Below are 17302 nucleotides of genomic sequence, written 5' to 3'. Positions count from 1 at the left end.
ACGATTTCGAATTCTAGGTGCAACAACATGTTCCGATCTATGCTCTTCGTTTTCAGTATCGCGTGCTTAAGCAGTTTCGTGACATGCGGTTTCGCACAAGACGAACCGCCAGCGGATGATACCACAAATCCTGTGACCTTCGTGTTGCAACCGGGGAAATCGCCCCCTCCAGCGTTTCTCTTTTCCGCGAGTGTTGTTTCTCAAGCGACCGTCGATTTGCAGGCGATCAAGCAGTCCATCAAAGTCGACCTTCGTGTATTGCAAGGGAAATGGGAAACGGTCAGCTTGGGCATTTCTGGTTCCGGCGACATCGTCAACGTCATTGGTGGTGGGATTTCGTCCTGGTCCGTTCGCGTAACGGGCGAAGAACGATTTCTCGATCTTCAGATTCAGAGCGATGCCAAAGAGGTTTTCGCCGAAATTGTCGCACTAAGCAAAGTGGGGCGGTTGCCTCAAAGTTTGGAATTGTTGCATCTAACGCCTGGCAAGTCGCTGGGGTACGACTCGCGGATTAAAATCAACTTTGAATCGAGTGTTTCAGGGAAGCTGACCGAGGCGGATGGTTTCTCGCCGTTGGTCAGTCAAGAACGCGTGGTCGAGTTACAATCTTCTCGTGGGGGGCGTATCGTCTTACAACTCGATCGATCGAGTGCCTTGCCCCCTGCGATCGAGTTAGCTCAGTGTACGGTGACGGGAGTCGTAGAGCCAGGAAGCGATTCGATACTTTTCACATTGCGAGGTGAGGCACGCGTCAATCAGTCTGGGGCATCGTTGCAGGTGTTGTCGGGTAACGTCGCTTTGAGCAAACTACCCACCAACGAGAACTATCGGCTAGAGCTAGTTCAATCGGTCTCTGGTCCAGCCTATGTATTGCAATTCGCTGAGCCCGGGGCTTTTCCGCTCGAAATCGAGTTTGTTTCCATGCCATCGACGGTCGATGCCGACGGGCAAGAGATCAATTTTCGAGTCGCGGGCGGGGCGGTGGTGCCTCTTGTTTTGAAAGGTTTACCCACCGATATTCAATTTGCACGAGAGGCTCAGCATGTCGTTCCAATAGGGACAGGAGAAGAATGGCGAGGCTTTCTGCCCGCCAGCGGTTTGGTTCGAATGAAATGGCAACGTAAACAAGAGCGAGCGGAGACCAAGACCTTCTTTTCTACCAATTCTACGATCGAGGCCACGGTAGGCTCGGGATTGATTCGGCAGAACCACAAGTTTTTGTTTGAGATTCTGCAAGGCGAATTGCGAACCATCTCCTTTTCTTTGACTGGGGTCGGGGAGATCACCAGTGTCGAGGGGGAGCATATTGTCAGTTGGCGGGTTGCCGGGGAAGCGGATCAGCGGACGCTTGAGGTTACGCTCAATCAGTCTATGACGGCCAAGCACGAGTATTTGGTGCGAAGTCAAACGCCTCTGGATGTGTTTCCGGTTCGCGTAGAGGGACTGTGCGTCAAGCCGCTAGGAGCGATTCGTAACTCCGGATTTCTCAGGATTTCGAATTCGGGATCGGTAAAGTTCGAAGCCACCGACTTAAAGGGACTTACTCAGCTAGCAGCCGACCAATTCCCAGGCGAAGCTGTTTCGGCTCGTCAGAGTTTCGCCTATCGATTTCCGACTTCGGACTACTCGTTCGTGATTGCAGCGGATCGCGTGCAACCGGAAGTTAATATTTCACACATAGCGATCTACTCGGTGACGGAAACCGATCGAGTATTGTCGAGTGATATTGAGCTCGATATTCGCGAGACCACGATTCGAGAATGGAGCCTGAGTATCCCCGAGAATTACACCATTGTCGCAGTGAGTGGAGCTAGCGTTGCCGACTATACGGCTGCATCGGAGTCGGTAGATGGACAGAGAACGCTCAAGGTGCTCTTTTCGCAGGATGTCATTGGGCGGCAATTGTTATCCATCCGATTGGAGAAGAGTGAATCGCAGGTGACCGGCGACTGGCAGCTACCAAGAATCGATTTTCCGGATGCGAAATCGGTTCGTGGGGATATCGGAATTGTCGCAAGTGCCGGTTTCCGAACAACCTTAAAGGAATCCGAGTTGCTGGTTGAGAAACCGCTCGCTTACTTTTCTCAGTCGATTCCTTTACTTCAGCAAGCCTTCCGCATCCGTGAACCGCAGTGGTCAGCGACGGTCGAGATTGCGCAACTAGATAGAAGCCTGAACGCGGATGTATTTCATCTCTACTCCCTCAGTCAAGGGACCGTGTACGGGAGTGCTTTGATAAACTTTATGGTGAGTGGCTCGCCGGTATCGGAATGGCGTATCCGAGTTCCGGAAACACTTCAGAATGTGACCGTCGATGGTAAGGATGTTCGTAATTGGCGGCGAGAGGGAGACGTGATTGTCGTGTCGCTTCATCAGCCCATTCTCGGCGCCTACACGCTTCTCGTTACGTTCGAAGAGAAGCCCAATCCGGTCGAAGGGACCTTCGCAGCGGGAATCGTTGTGCCAGAAGGAACGCAAAACGATCGCGGCTTTATCGAAGTCGTTAGCCCCATCCAAGTTGAATTACAGACGCTGGCGACGTCTCCTCAGTTGTTGGCACTCGATCCACTGGAATTGCCAGCGGAGTTTCGCCTGTTGAGTTCAGCACCTTCGCTGGGGACTTGGCAGTACACTGCGCGTCCGATCGATCTCAGGCTCAAGGTGAATTGGTTTCCCTCGGGATCGACGGTCGATCAAGTCGTCGAGTACTCGGAGGCCAGTACTCGTGTCTCGAGCGATGGAGAAACGGTGACCGACGTGGTTTACTACGTCAAGTCGCGAGGTCAGAGTTCGTTGCGATTGCAGATGCCCGGTGAGCCCGTTCGATTGTGGTCGGTATCAATCAATGGCAAACCAGTGACGGCCCGCCAAACGGAATCCGAGACGTTGGTACCGCTGCCCGGCGATGCGGATCCCAATGAACCACTGGAGGTCTCCATCCGATTTGGCAAGCCAGCTCAAGACAAGAACCGAGCCGCGATCGTGCTTCCGAAGGTGATAGCCCCGGTTCTAAAGACTCGATGGACGATTACCGGCGAGGAAAATCAGACCTTGATTCCGGCTGGGGATCGAGAGCTTACCACGGCGATGCTGCGAGGGAGCTACGATGGATTCCAGTGGATCGTTCGGCAAGGAGTGATTCCATTCGCTGTTGTAACCCTTTTGGTTTTAGTAGGCACTTGGATACCTTCGGCTGATCTCGGTCGGCGGACGTTGAAAGTTATCGCTTTGTTCGGAGCATTCGCCGTTGCCATTCTTGGCTGCAATATTGCCTACGAAGATACAAGAGAGAGGGAACCGTTACAAGTGAATGTACCGGTGCTAGCAACTGGAGAGGGATTGGAAATGGATGTTGACATCGTGCCCAATTGGCGAACTCTCATTGACTTCGTCGGGCTGGGGGTGGTTCTGGTGGGGTTGGTCCTGGTAGGCATCGTGAAACTCGGAGCGAAAAGCAGTTTATCGCAAGGCTTAGGATTCGCGATGATAGGCCTGGGGGCTTTAATGCAACCGCATGGGGCGGTTTGGTTCTTTGGGCTGATTGCTGCTGTGATTTTGATCCTCTTGATTCTGCCTGCCTTTGTGAGACTCTTTCGTGCTGGACCTCCCAATGACAGTTCATCGGTGTCCAAGAATACTAGCGATCCAGAGATTCTTGGTGGTGCTATCCCAAGCTTGCTAGCTGCGATTCTAGGATCATCGCTCGTATTCGGCTCATTGGAAGTAGTGATGGCGCGCGATGCGATCAGTGATGCACGCGTCGATGCCAAGGTAGCAGATTATTCCTCGCAGGAATGGGATATCAAGAGCAGCGAGTCGCGATTGACAGCCACTGCGACCATAAAATTGACAGGGATTCCGGGAGATCAATTTAGGTTATTGCAAGCCCCGGCTGTTCTAACCGAGTTCGCAGGAGAAGGACTTAGGCTCGGAAAGCAAGGTAATGACGGCGGAGGTTCGGATTACGTCATCACGATTGCTGCGGAACCCCAGGGTGGCTCACGATCAGAAGAGAGCGGCACCAATGCAAAGCCCAAGCAGTACACGGCGACGTTTCGTTTCGAGCTGACTGGCTTGAGACCGGTTGATGGCATCGAAGTCTTAACCGGCCCCGCTGCGATGCGTGAGTTGAAGTTGACGTTTGACGAACCAAGTTGGGAGCTAACATGCGAGTCGGCTGCCCGAATTAGTAAAGTCTCAGAGGGTGACCGCGAGGAGTATTCCCTGCTTTTAAAGCCGGGTACGGTCAGCGTGGTGCTTCGTCCCAAGGCTCGCGATTTGAAGTCCGAAACGACACAGTTCTTTGTCGATGGTAGCGGCCTTTACACGATAAGCCCAGGAGTAATCGAGGGGACTCATCGGTTTCAATTGCGAGTCGCCCAAGGCAAACTGCAACGCTTGCGGCTAGCGATCCCCGAAGGTACGACTGTCAGTGCCGTTGATGGGCCGATAAGCTCTTGGCAGTTTAACGCGGATGAGTACAAGCTGAGCGTTGTTCTCGATCCGAACGCACCTTCCGAATTTGCATTAACGGTGCAGACGCAACGGAGCTTGGATGCTTTGCCGTCGGCGGTGGAGTTGGCTCCGATCTCGGTAGACGATGCCAGTGGAGTGAGTGGTTTGCTTGCCATTGCCTTTGGGACGGATGCTCAGCCCGAGACGGTTGTCTCGGAATCGCTTGCCCAAGTAAACCTAGGCGATTTCGATGTTCGGCAGATGGGGAACGCAAACGCGACGTTGCACCGAGTCTTTCGTTATGGCGAGAACGCTGGGACAGTGAATGCCAAGGTGATAGCGGTTTCGCCCGAGGTGCGAGTCAACAGCAGGCAAATTCTCTCGTTGGGAGAAGAGCGAGTGGTGCTGAACGCGAATCTACAAGTGGAGATTACGAGAACCGGTTTGTTTCAGTTGAGTTTCCCGCTTCCTGAGGGGTACGAGATTGAGACGTTGACTGGTGAATCGATAAGCCGTTGGTCGGAGATCGTTCAGGGAGATTCGCGACAAGTCATCATGCACCTCAAGGCAAAGACGCTCGGTATGCAGAACTTTACTGTATCGCTGACAGGTCCGTCCCCTATCGAACAGCCGCAGTGGGATTTGCCCCGCTTGGAGCTGAACGATGCACCGAGGCAAACTGGGACTCTGATCGTGCAGCCGAGCACTGGTATTCGCTTGAGAACGTTGTCCCGAAGCAATGTTTCCGAGTCCGATGCACGGGCGATGGGGGCGCAGGTGCAGGGTTCCTTGGCCTTTCGATTGCTCCAGCGGGATTGGCAGGTAGCGGTTGGAATCGAGAAGCTCTCGCCGTGGGTAGTTGGGCAGATTTTGCATGATGTGACGTTGCGAGAGGGGCAGACAAGAACAACATTGTTTGCCGATCTGAATATCCAGAATGCCCCGATTCGAACCATGCGGGTTCAATTGCCGGTCGCTACTGACGATGAGATAAAGACCGTACGAGCTAGCGGCGAAGTGGTCGCCGATTTGGTGCTGGTCGATGCCAACGAGCGATTGTGGGAGGTTAGTTTCAAGCGACGAGTTATCGGTGCTGTGTCGTTCCAAATCGACTTTGAGCGACGAGGGGAACGGGTGGAAAGCCGGGAACTGCTGACACCAGCGACTTTTGTGGATGTTCAGCAATCGGCTTATCACGTAGCCGTACGGGCGAGCGGACGTCTGGAGATTGGGACGTCGGTACTCCCGCCTGGATGGCAAGCGGCGGATTGGAGTTCGCTGCCGAGTCTGCTGCGTGAGTTTGGCTCGAAAGAGGTTCCCACGATGACATTCAAAGTCGCGGACACGACCAATCCGATCAGTTTGACGATTGTGCGTCATTCATTAGCGGAGTCGCTTAAGCTGCGGGTTTCATCAGGTGAATTGACGAGTGTTTTTTCACCCAACGGTGATCAGTTGACCTCGGTCGACATTACCATGCAAGTGATTCAGCGAAGCAGTTTAGTAGTGCAGCTGCCTGAGGATGGTGAGTTGTTTAGCATTTTCGTTAACGACGAGAGCGTCAATTCTGTTCGGCAAACGTCGAACAAGAACGTTTGGCAGTTCTACATACTGCCGGGGCTTGACGACACCACAGCTCGAGTTCGCTATGTTTATGCTTTGCGTGGTCAAGGGCTCAAGCGAGTTCGGCTGGAAAGTCCGCAAATGAATGTCCCGCTGGAGAACATACATTGGAGTGTGATCGTGCCACGCGGTTTTGAACTCGCGGACTTTGACGGGAATCTGGAGCTAACTGGACAAGAGGTTCGAACCGACTACACGCGAGATTCTTATTTGAAGAAAATCTCGGGAAATCGTCAGAGTCAAGCCAACCAAGCTGCGACCCTTTTTGAACAAGCCAATCAGCTGTTGCAAACGGGAGATCAGGCCAAGGCACTGTGGGCCTTAAATAACCTAACTAATCGTTTTGGATTGGATCCAGCTTCGAACGAAGACGCCCGCGTTCAGTTAGAGAGTCTGCAAACGCAGCAAGCGGTCGTGGGGCTCAATTCACGACGCCAGCGTTTGCTGCTGGATACTAACCAAGGGGCAACACGATTGCCGAGCAGCGAGCAGATGTTGCAGGCTGCGGCGAACAATCCGATTTTGAATAAGGACAAAATCGATTTCAATCCCAATGACCTGAGCTCTCTGTTGGCAGGTAATACGCAGGAGGACAATGCGACGTTGCAAAGCATCGCCGACCGGTTGGTGCAGCATCAACGCTCTACGGACCCTGCCCCTCGAGCCATCGTTATCAGTTTGCCGGAGGAGGGAAATCTGTATCGGTTCCAGAGAAGTGTGCAGGTTTCGCAGGGGGCACCGTTGACGCTGGACATGCGATTCCGGAGCCTTGATCGGTTGCGAGTTTGGGAATGGTTGATTCTGGGGGTGGGGTTGCTGGCGATTTGCTGTTGGTTTAGGCACTAGGAACCGCTGGTCTGGCGGTTACAATAAATGACCCGAGCTTTTTACGACAATTCTCGGTCATCGCCAACGACTTCACCCTCTCCAAACGCGTTTGGGGAGGGTCAGCCCGCGAAAGCGTGGCTGGGGAGGGGGATAGGCATCGGTCGGATCGTGATCGACGGCGTCCTACCCTCCCCGGCAATCTCGCTTAAGGCTCGTTGCCGACCCTCCAGGTCGCTTCGCTGGGAGGGTGAGAACCCTTTCACGGTGGCGATCAGGGAGAAGTGTCCTTTTTACCAGACCTTTCGGAGAATTGCCTGCTTATGAACCGAAGTTATCTCTTTCCGTGGGTTGCGGCGGTCGTAACCTTTTCGTTCGCCACCTTTGCGATATCCGTATCGGCGCAGGAAAAGTCAACAAAAAAGGAAACATCGAAAACCGCTGCTGATAAGCCCGAGAGAGCTAAGAAGCCGAAAAGCGATGCGCAGTTCTTGAGGGTTGATCGCGAGGGAGAGGAACCACGTGCTCTCCAAGTGGCAATCGCACGCTACGAGGTGCAAGAGGGCCCGCACAAAGGTGCCATCATCGACTTAGTCGGGGCAGTCCACGTCGGAACCAAGCAGTACTACAGCGAGCTCAACAATCGATTTCGAACCTATGAAGCGGTTCTTTACGAACTAGTCGCTGATCCGGAGGTCGCCAATCCATCGATGCGTGATGACAGTGGGCTTAATCCTTTGAGTGGTTTGCAAGTAGGGATGAAGACCGCATTGGAATTGGCTTTTCAGCTTGATGAGGTTGACTACAACGCCAAGAACTTTGTGCACGCGGACATGAGCCCTGCCGAGTTTGGCGAAGACATGAAGAAGCGCAACGATGGATTCCTTTCCATGTTCGCTCGTATGATGGGTGCTGGTACAGCTCAACAAGCGGGCAAGAAAGGGCAGCAGCAACAGGCGGATTTGCTAGCTGCGATGCTTACAAAGGATCCGATCAAGCTGCGTCGCGTCATGGCAGCTCAGTTCGAGGACATGGAGGGTCAAATGGCGGGCTTGGCCGATAAGAGCGGCAAGAGCACGCTTCTTACGGAGCGAAATCGCAAGGCCTTTGAAGTTCTAGAGCGAGAGTTAAAGAACGGCAAGCGAAATGTGTCAGTGTTTTATGGGGCTGCTCACCTCAATGACATGCATGAAAGACTTTTGAGGGATTTTCAGGCCAAGCCGGTGAGCACTGAGTGGATCGATGCATGGCCGCTCCGTTAAGGATTACCAGCCCCAAGAATCCGCGACTTGTCAACGCAATAAAGCTCCGAGACTCCAAGCACCGCCGCGTGCAGAAGTCGTTTTTGATTGATGGTAGGAAATCGATCGAGTTAGCACAACAATCCGGCATTGTACTGCGAGAGCTTTTTGTTTGCGAAGAGTTCTCGGATGATACGGATGCTCTCGTTGAGACCCTTCATCAGAATGGTGGGTCCGTTTACCTCGTAAGCGATGCGTTGATGGGTAAGTTGAATTATGGCGAGCAAAGCCATGATTGCGTTGCCATCGGAGATTTCTTTGATACGTCCCTTGAGACACTAGCGGGACGCATCGAACACGCTTGTAGAGGAAAGATTGTCGGTAAACAGAAAGTTGCAGGTTTGTATTTGGTCATCGACCGGATTGAGAAGCCGGGCAATCTGGGTGCGATTCTCAGGACGGCCGATGCAGCGGGTGTTGATGCCGTTTTGTTAAGCGATTCGATTTGCGACGTTTACAACCCAAACGCCATCCGTTCGAGTTTGGGGGGATTGTTTACATTGCCGATTGGTACGGGGACGGAGGAGCAGGTAGCCGATTGGCTCAAATCGAACGCGATTATGGTTTACACCGCGAGAGTTGAGGGTGCTGTGGATTACTGTAGTGCCAATTATGCCAGGAAATCCGCGCTGATCATCGGCAACGAGGCCCAGGGGCTTGGTAATCGATGGAATAGCAACGAGTATCAAGCGGTTCGGATTCCGATGGCAGGTTGCATTGATTCCTTGAACGCCTCGGTCAGTGCGGCGGTAGTATTATTTGAGATGGTGCGACAGAAAACGGCATCACGGAAAGTTTGACGACAAGGTTTTCCGATCGCAGGCATCCGACCAAGGAATTGCGGAATACCTAGGCTTTTGGTCGTTACAATTTGAGGATTTGTCCGGTTTTGCCGCTTCGGTGCTGGTCGTAATATCTCCCCAAGCCAAGCTTTACGCCTAGAAGAAAGCGTCAACCTGGAGGATAATAGAGGCGTTTCGTCCGGCTAGCCTTGGGCTCCGCCCAGTCCTTGAAAATATTCATTTCTAGAGCAGTAGATCGAATTCATGTTACGATCCCAAAAATTGACCGAAACGCTTCCGGGTTTGATCCGCGAGAAGATCCATATCCTGGATGGTGCGATGGGCACCATGATTCAGCGTCTAAAGTTGGACGAAGATGCGGTTCGGGGCAAGCGGTTCGCAGGACACCACAAGGACCTCAAAAACTTCCCCGACATATTGTGTATTACCAATCCCGATGCGATCACCGACATTCATCGCGAATACTTCGAGGCCGGTGCCGACATTGTCGAGACCAATTCGTTCGGGGCGAGTCCCATTGGGATGGTGGAATTCGATCTTCCGTTGGAATTGGTTCGAGAGATCAACTTTGCTGCCGTCGATTGTGCACGAAAAGCTGCTGATAAAGTCTCACTGAAGACTGGACGCTCGTTGTATGTCGCAGGCAGTATTGGTCCGACTACAATGCAAATGGCCATCAGTACCAAGGTCGAGGATCCGTCCTGGCGTCCTACCACCTATCATGACATGGTAAACAGTTACAAAGCCCAAGTGGCCGCATTGGTTGAGGGTGGGGTGGACATACTTTTGCCCGAGACTGCTATCGATACGTTGAACTTGAAGGCATGTCTGTTTGCGATCAGCGAATACTTCCGCGAATCAGGGCAAGTCGTTCCAGTGATGGTGAGCGGTACTTTTGACAAGGGTGGCCGAACGTTTGTGAGTGGCCAAAGCGTGGAGGCTTTCTGGTCCGCCATCAGCCACTTCCCCCTCTTGTCCATCGGCATGAATTGTGCGTTGGGGCCTGACATTATGCGACCTCACCTCGAGGAGTTGTCCAAGGTCAGTGGGGTACCCATCTCGTGCCATCCCAACGCGGGGCTTCCGAATGAGATGGGGCAATTTGACTTGCCACCTTCGAAGATGGCAGACTACGTGGAGGACTTTGCCAAGGAGGGTTGGCTCAACATCGTGGGAGGGTGCTGTGGTACGACTCCCGAGTACATCTATGCCATCTCGCAACGGATCAGCGGTTTGGCACCTCGCAAAGATACTGAGCCCGTCGTTTGGACTCGTCTAAGTGGGCAACTGCCAGCAAACCTGAGACCCGAGACACCGTTTACCATGATCGGCGAACGAACAAATGTCACAGGCTCGAGGGCTTTTGCTAAGCTGATTCGAAATAATCAATTCGATGAGGCGGTCGAGGTAGCTCGGCAGCAGGTCGAAAACGGCGCGGTAATTATCGACATCAACATGGATGATGCATTGCTCGACGGCGTCGAAGCCATGACTCGTTATTTGCGATTAATTGCTGGCGATTCCGTGGCGGCGAGTGTGCCTGTCATGATCGACTCGTCCAAATGGGAAGTTCTCGAAGCTGGCCTTCAGAACGTCCAGGGTAAAGCAATCGTAAACAGCATTAGCCTCAAGGATGGCGAAGAGGAATTCTTGAGAAAGGCTCGTTTGATTCGCCAGTACGGAGCAGCGGCGGTGGTGATGGCTTTTGACGAGCAGGGGCAAGCGACTGAGACGTCCGAAAAGGCTCGCATCTGCAAACGAGCTTACGATCTGCTGACCAAGGAAGTCGATTTCCCACCGCAGGATATCATTTTCGATCCCAACATTCTCACGGTAGCCACAGGTATCGAAGAGCACGACAACTACGCCGTGAACTTCATTGATGCCTGCCGCGTCATCAAGCGAGAATGCCCTGGCGCGAGAATCTCGGGTGGCGTGAGCAACATCTCCTTCTCCTTCCGAGGCAATGAGGTTGTTCGCGAAGCCATGCATTCTGCCTTTTTGTATCATGCTATTCAAGCCGGCATGGACATGGGGATTGTTAATGCGGGACAGCTAGCGGTTTACGAAGACATACCCAAGGAGTTGCTCGAGCGAGTGGAGGACGTTCTTCTCAATCGTCGTCCCGACGCTACGGAGAGGATGTTGGCTTTTGCCGAGACGGTCAAAGGTGACGGACAAAAGAGGGCCTCTTCGGAGAACTTGGAGTGGCGAGAAAAGCCTGTTGAAGAGCGACTAAGGCATGCCTTGATCCAGGGGATCGACAAGTTTATCGAGGAGGACACCGAAGTAGCTCGGCAAAAGTACAGCCGCTGTCTTCAAATCATCGAGGGGCCCCTAATGGACGCCATGAGTATCGTCGGTGATCTGTTCGGTGCAGGCAAGATGTTTCTACCGCAGGTCGTCAAAAGTGCTCGGGTTATGAAGAAATCGGTTGGTTATCTCCAGCCCTTCATGGAGCAAGAAAAATCTGACGCAGGAATCGAAGGTCAAACATTTCGTGGCAAAGTTATCATGGCAACCGTCAAAGGGGACGTGCACGACATTGGCAAGAATATCGTTGGGGTTGTTCTCGGGTGTAACAATTACCAAGTTATTGATCTTGGAGTCATGTGCTCATGCGAGAAGATTCTTGAGGAAGCGGTCAAGCACGGAGCCGATGTGATTGGATTGTCTGGGTTGATTACGCCTAGTCTCGACGAGATGACCCACGTCGCAAAGGAAATGAGACGGGTCGGGATGAATATCCCGCTTTTGATTGGTGGAGCAACGACGTCGGCCAAGCATACGGCAGTCAAGATTGCACCTTACTACGATCACCCTGTTGTTCACGTGCTCGATGCATCGCGAAGTGTTGGTGTCGTTGAATCCCTGTGCAGTCAGGATGGGAAAGCCAAATTCGTGACCGACAACGTCAGGCTTCAGGAAGAACTCCGCGCGAGTTATGAAGCAAGAAATGTCAAACTTGTTCCCTATGCGGAGGCTAAGGCCAAGAAGTTCGATACGGACTGGTCGAGCGTACGCATAGACAAGCCACGGTTCACCGGTCTTCGTGTCCTGAAAGATTACTCGATCGAAGCGATTGCTAAGTACATCGATTGGTCTCCATTCTTTATGGCATGGGAGCTGAAAGGAAAGTATCCCAAGATTTTCCAAGATGAGTTTGTAGGCGGCGAAGCCAAGAAACTGTTCGATGATGCTAACAAAATGCTGTTTGACCTAATCACACAGAAGACTTTGCAAGCACACGCTGTTTATGGATTTTGGCCGGCGGCTTCTGACGGAGATGATATCGTTCTGTATTCGGATGAATCGCGGGCTAAGGAGCTAACTAGATTCCATTTCCTGCGACAGCAATGGGAACGCAAGGGACAGAAAGACTTCCGATCTTTGGCTGACTACATCGCTCCGATTGATAGTGGTCGCGAGGACTACATAGGTGCTTTTGTCGTAACGGCGGGACATGGAGCTGAGGAGTTAGCCAAGGCCTACGAAGCGCAGCACGATGACTACAATTCCATCATGGTCAAAGCGATTGCGGACCGTTTGGCAGAAGCGTTTGCCGAGTTGCTCCATCAACAGGCTCGGGTGGAATGGGGATTTGGGCTAGAAGAAAATCTTACCAATGATCAGCTTATCGAAGAAGAGTATAGGGGGATACGTCCAGCCCCGGGCTATCCGGCTTGTCCAGATCACACCGAGAAGCGAATTTTATTCGAATTGCTTCAGGCACCTGAAAATGTCGGCGTCAACCTCACCGATTCCTTTGCCATGTGGCCTGCTGCGAGCGTGAGTGGATTCTATTTTGGTCATCCCAATGCTCGGTATTTTGCAGTGGATCGATTGACTCAGGATCAAGTTCAGGAGTACGCACGTCGCAAGGGGATGCCTCTTCGCGAGATCGAACGTTGGCTTGCACCGAACCTAGGGTATGAAACCGCTTAGTAAGGACTTTTCGCGAAGACTCGTCGCATTGCGGGAGTCACCGTATGTCTTGCACAGTGACGCTATCAATTTCGTTTAACCGCACGGGCATCGCCCTGCGTTGAGCACTCCAGCGTCTTCACCGCCCATCAATCTACCCAGCACATCTTCTCGACGCGAGCTAACCAAAGTTTTCGCGGGTCGAGGGGCTTGGTAAGTCTCTCGAAGGAAATGATTTTAATCGTAGTCGCTGCAGAATCAGCAGAGTCACATATGCGGGATTAAGGTAGATGTAGCGACGCCACAGCCGCTTCGGTTCGCTAAGCAGCCTAAAGAGCCACTCTAATCCTGCATTTTGCATCCAGCCAGGGGCCTGGGATAAGTTACCTGCATGAAAAGGGAACGCGGCTCCCACGGCAAAGACGGGCATGCCTAACCGTTCTCCCATTTCATACGCCCAGATCTCTTGTCTCGGACACCCAAGGCCTGCAAATGTCATTTTCGCACCGCTATCTCGGATGCGAGCGACCAAATCATCCGATTCCTCATCGGTCAGCTTTCGAAATTGAGACGGCTCCGCTCCAGCGATCTGTAATTCGGGAAACTTTTCCTTTAGCCTCGTTTGAAGCAAATCCAGTGTTTTGGAATCACTTCCAAACAAGAATATCGGCAAACCGCGTTCAGCCGCTCCCTGGCAAATCTTCAGCATTAGCGTAGGACCGTAGACCCGATCGGGCAGCATGGTTCCATGCAACCAATTCAGTCCCCACCTGACGGGCATACCATCTGGAACCACCATTTCAAACTGATTGAGGCGGTAGCGATGATTCAGGTCCAATACACCGGTCATGACTCCGTGAACGGCTAATGCCGTCGTGTTGTAGTGGACCGACCGGGACGCTGCGTCGAGAAAACGCTCCGTGGCCGCTTCGTAATCTAGGGCGTTGATCTCAACGCCCAGAATACTTTTTTTTCCGTGGTCGATCATAAGGATCCCATGGTACTACCCGAGTAAGCTGAACCTGTATCGTTACTCAGGCTTAAAAATGGATACGCCGAGAGGTGGTAGATTTAGCTCGATTGATGCAGGACGTCCGTGATGGGGGAAGTTTGCATCGGCTACGATACCGGGATAGTTGCCGATATTCGTTCCTGCGTAGTGCGAGGAGTCGCTATTGAAAATCTCTCGGTAGTAGCCAGCTCGCGGAACGCCCATGCGATACTTGCGAACGACTGGAGTGAAGTTGCAAACCACCAGCAAAAAGTCATTAGGATCTTTGGCCTTGCGAATGTACCCGACGATACTGTCATCCGCATTCATGCAATCGACCCATTCAAAGCCTTCTCCGGAAAAGTCCACTTGATGCAAGGCCGGTTCTTGGATGACCAAGTGGTTTAGGTCAGCGACGAGCTTCTGAACTCCTCGGTGCGTATCCCACTCCAACAGATCCCATTGGATCTGACTGTCGTAGTTCCACTCGTGCCACTGAGCAATCTCACTACCCATGAAGAGAAGCTTTTTGCCTGGGTGGGTCCACATGTAGCTATACAGTAATCGCAGGTTGGCGAACTTTTGCCATAAATCCCCTTCCATCTGAGCGATGAGGGCTCCCTTTCCGTGCACGACCTCGTCGTGGGAAAGAGGTAGAGCAAAGTTTTCGGTGAATGCGTAGATCAAGCTGAACGTGAGTTCATTGTGATGGTACCGACGGTGAATCGGATCGTGATGCATGTAGCGTAGGGTATCGTTCATCCATCCCATGTTCCACTTCACGGAGAATCCGAGTCCACCGGTCTCCACGGGGCGGCTAACGCCCGGCCAAGCTGTCGACTCTTCGGCTATCGTGAGGACGCCCGGGTACTGTGAGTGAGCTTGGGTATTAAATTCTCTCAGGAGGTGAATCGCTTCGAGATTCTCACGTCCACCATATTGATTGGGGACCCATTCCCCTTCCTTCCTTGAGTAATCGAGGTAAAGCATTGATGCGACCGCGTCGACTCGGAGACCGTCGATGTGGTATTTGTCGAGCCAGAACAGTGCATTGGCGACCAAGAAGTTCTGAACTTCGGTTCGGCCAAAGTTGAAGATCATCGTTCCCCAGTCGGGATGCTCTCCTTGTCTCGGGTCGGCATGCTCGTACAGTGCAGAGCCGTCGAATTGCCTTAGGCCGTGAGCATCCTTGGGGAAGTGAGCGGGAACCCAATCGAGAATGACTCCGATATTGTTTTTGTGACAATGATCTACGAAGTACATGAAATCTTCTGGCGTTCCGTACCGGCTGGTGGCTGCAAAATAGCCAACCGTTTGATAGCCCCAGGAGCCTGTGAACGGATGCTCAGAAACGGGCATCAGTTCGACGTGTGTAAAGCCCATTTCTTTACAGTATTGGACCAGTTGGTGCGCGATGTCACGGTAGTTCATCCAGCCGTGAACGCCCCCCTCGCATTTCTTCCAAGATCCCAAATGCACTTCGTAAACCGACATGGGTTTTTCGAGTTGGTTCTCTGATCGTCTTCGGTGCATCCAGTCGCCGTCTTCCCATGTATGCTTGTCCAAGCTGCAAACGACGGAAGCCGTTCGAGGTGGGAGCTCGGCAGCTACGCCGAACGGATCGGTCTTGTCCACCACCTCGCCGCTCGCCATTCGAACTCGGTATTTGTACTTTTGGCCGTCGCCGATGTGAGGAACGAACAGCTCCCAAATCCCGCTCGGAATCTGTTTCTGCATCGCGTGGGAACGCCCATCCCAATGGTTGAAGTCTCCAACGACTTGCACGCTTTGGGCGTTGGGAGCCCAGACGGCAAAGTTCACCCCTTTCTCACCATCGATCTCGCGACAGTGTGACCCGAGCTTTTCGTAAATCTTCCAATGCTTCCCCGAGTTGAAAAGATAACGGTCAAAGTCCGTTAAGAAACTCGGTACTGAATAGGGATCTTTCATGTCGATGATTTTTCCGTCTGGATTGGCGAGCCGAATGCTGTAGTTTGGGATACTGTTTGGGATACTGCTTGAAATGTTGTTGGTAATGCTGCCGGACGAAGGACCGCTATTAGGGTTGAAGTTGACTTGGGGCATGACACCTTCGAACAAACCAGAGGGGTGGATCCGTCTCATGGGACGGACTGCTTTGTTCGAGTGATCCACCAACCACGCTTGATCCTTGCCGGGAAAATAACCCCGAACAGCGATTGCTTTGCGGCCATTTGTTTGAATGGGGTGAGGCCCCAAAATCCCGCGTGGATCGGAGTGAACACCATCGAGGATGTTGCTCAGCGAACTTAGTGGAATCTGTGTATGCACGTTTTCTCCAAATGTTATATCGAATTGAGTACGAAAGGAGTATGCCCAAGGTGCTCTGCAAACGCGGGGGCAGGCCGAAACCCACCTGTCCAACGGATACAAGCGAAAAATCAGTTTTCACGTCGGGGAGGACGTGGTTCCATGAGAAGCAGGCAGCGAAGATACCCCTCGATTTCTTCATCCAGCTTCATAATCGAACTCCAAACCCTGTTTTTCATGGTCCGGAATCGGCCAAGAAATTTGGGTTTGGGAGTGGTTCGATCTGCGTTTGTGTCGGGGGCAACACGTGGGGAATCGATGCGAACCATCTTTGGGGGGGCGATGCAACGACCGTCCCGTTGGTTTGCATGTTCGGAATCTGAAGCCTCGATCTTCTCAACTTCTTCGATTCCGTAGTTAGTAGGGACTGTATGGGAAACCCGTGATGTGACGGAAACGCGGCATGCACTGGCACATGAGTCTTTGTAGACCATAGGCTGTGGCTCTTTCTGAGCCGTTTCGGAGCGGTTAGTCATAGCGACTGCTTGACCGGTTATTTCCTTTGTTTGGGCTTCTTCGTGGTGCTCGATATCGTGTTGATCCTCGAGTGGGTGGTCGACAACAGCTGGGGGAGGCGGCTCTCGCTCAGGTGCATCTTCTTGCTGGTCATGGGAAATCCAGCGGCACTGTACTTTGTGAAAAGACAGAGTTCGATCGATGCGTCGCCAGATATCAGCGTTGCGAATGGGTTGGACCGACCCGAAATGCTCCCAGCTATAGTTGTTTGCCCGCCATTCGGTGAGTCCATACTGCAGGCCTCGAAAGACATATCGACTGGTCGTTACCAAAGTGACGCGGCTCGGTTGCTCCAGTGCTTCTAGTCCTCTTAGGACGGCGATCAAGGCCGTTCGATCTGGTGATGCTCCAATCTCTTTGTCGCAGGCTTCGAACTTTTCACCAGATTCCAAGTGTTCCAATACGAACTTCCATCGCCCCGAACTCTTAGGCAAACCGGATGAGTTTGCATTTTCTGCGGTAGGAATATTTCCATCGCAGAAGAGTAAGTAGTATGGTAATACAGCGTTCATCAC

At 52.5% G+C, this 17302-nt stretch carries 7 protein-coding genes; 4 read left to right on the top strand and 3 right to left on the bottom strand.

Annotated elements, in window-relative coordinates:
* Positions 1 to 27: 27 nt before the first annotated feature.
* The 4 genes from SH449x_RS24150 to metH all read left to right on the top strand — a co-directional run bounded on the left by SH449x_RS24150 (position 28) and on the right by metH (position 12952).
* On the top strand, positions 28 to 6924 hold the full coding sequence (locus tag SH449x_RS24150; protein WP_482378638.1) for a hypothetical protein: 6897 nt from the start codon (positions 28 to 30) through the stop codon (positions 6922 to 6924).
* 302 nt (positions 6925 to 7226) lie between these two features.
* Positions 7227 to 8165 carry a hypothetical protein gene (locus tag SH449x_RS24145; protein WP_482378637.1) on the top strand — a complete coding sequence of 313 codons (939 nt, stop codon included), beginning with the start codon at positions 7227 to 7229 and terminating at the stop codon, positions 8163 to 8165.
* Positions 8150 to 9004 (top strand): TrmH family RNA methyltransferase, encoded by an 855-nt coding sequence (locus tag SH449x_RS24140; protein WP_482378636.1) that lies wholly within the window; start codon positions 8150 to 8152, stop codon positions 9002 to 9004. Before SH449x_RS24145 ends, SH449x_RS24140 begins: the two co-directional genes overlap by 16 nt.
* A 246-nt stretch (positions 9005 to 9250) precedes the next feature.
* Positions 9251 to 12952, top strand: a complete 3702-nt coding sequence (metH, locus tag SH449x_RS24135; RefSeq protein WP_482378635.1) for a methionine synthase — start codon at positions 9251 to 9253, stop codon at positions 12950 to 12952.
* 160 nt (positions 12953 to 13112) lie between these two features.
* Here the strand turns inward: metH and SH449x_RS24130 are convergent, their stop codons facing one another.
* The 3 genes from SH449x_RS24130 to SH449x_RS24120 all read right to left on the bottom strand — a co-directional run bounded on the left by SH449x_RS24130 (position 13113) and on the right by SH449x_RS24120 (position 17299).
* A complete protein-coding gene (locus SH449x_RS24130; protein ID WP_482378634.1) occupies positions 13113 to 13919 on the bottom strand; it encodes a WecB/TagA/CpsF family glycosyltransferase in 807 nt (268 codons plus the stop codon).
* Positions 13920 to 13961: 42 nt separating this feature from the next.
* A complete protein-coding gene (gene glgB / locus SH449x_RS24125) occupies positions 13962 to 16232 on the bottom strand; it encodes a 1,4-alpha-glucan branching protein GlgB (protein WP_482378633.1) in 2271 nt (756 codons plus the stop codon).
* Positions 16233 to 16342: 110 nt separating this feature from the next.
* Positions 16343 to 17299 carry an RNase H family protein gene (locus SH449x_RS24120; protein ID WP_482378632.1) on the bottom strand — a complete coding sequence of 319 codons (957 nt, stop codon included), beginning with the start codon at positions 17297 to 17299 and terminating at the stop codon, positions 16343 to 16345.
* Positions 17300 to 17302 lie beyond the last annotated feature (3 nt).

The organism is Brakhagea baltica, from assembly GCF_052161605.1.
Taxonomy (GTDB): Bacteria; Planctomycetota; Planctomycetia; order Pirellulales; family Pirellulaceae; genus JBKCUI01.
Note: the sequence above shows the minus strand (reverse complement) of the source record. Positions and strands in the feature narration are given on the sequence as shown.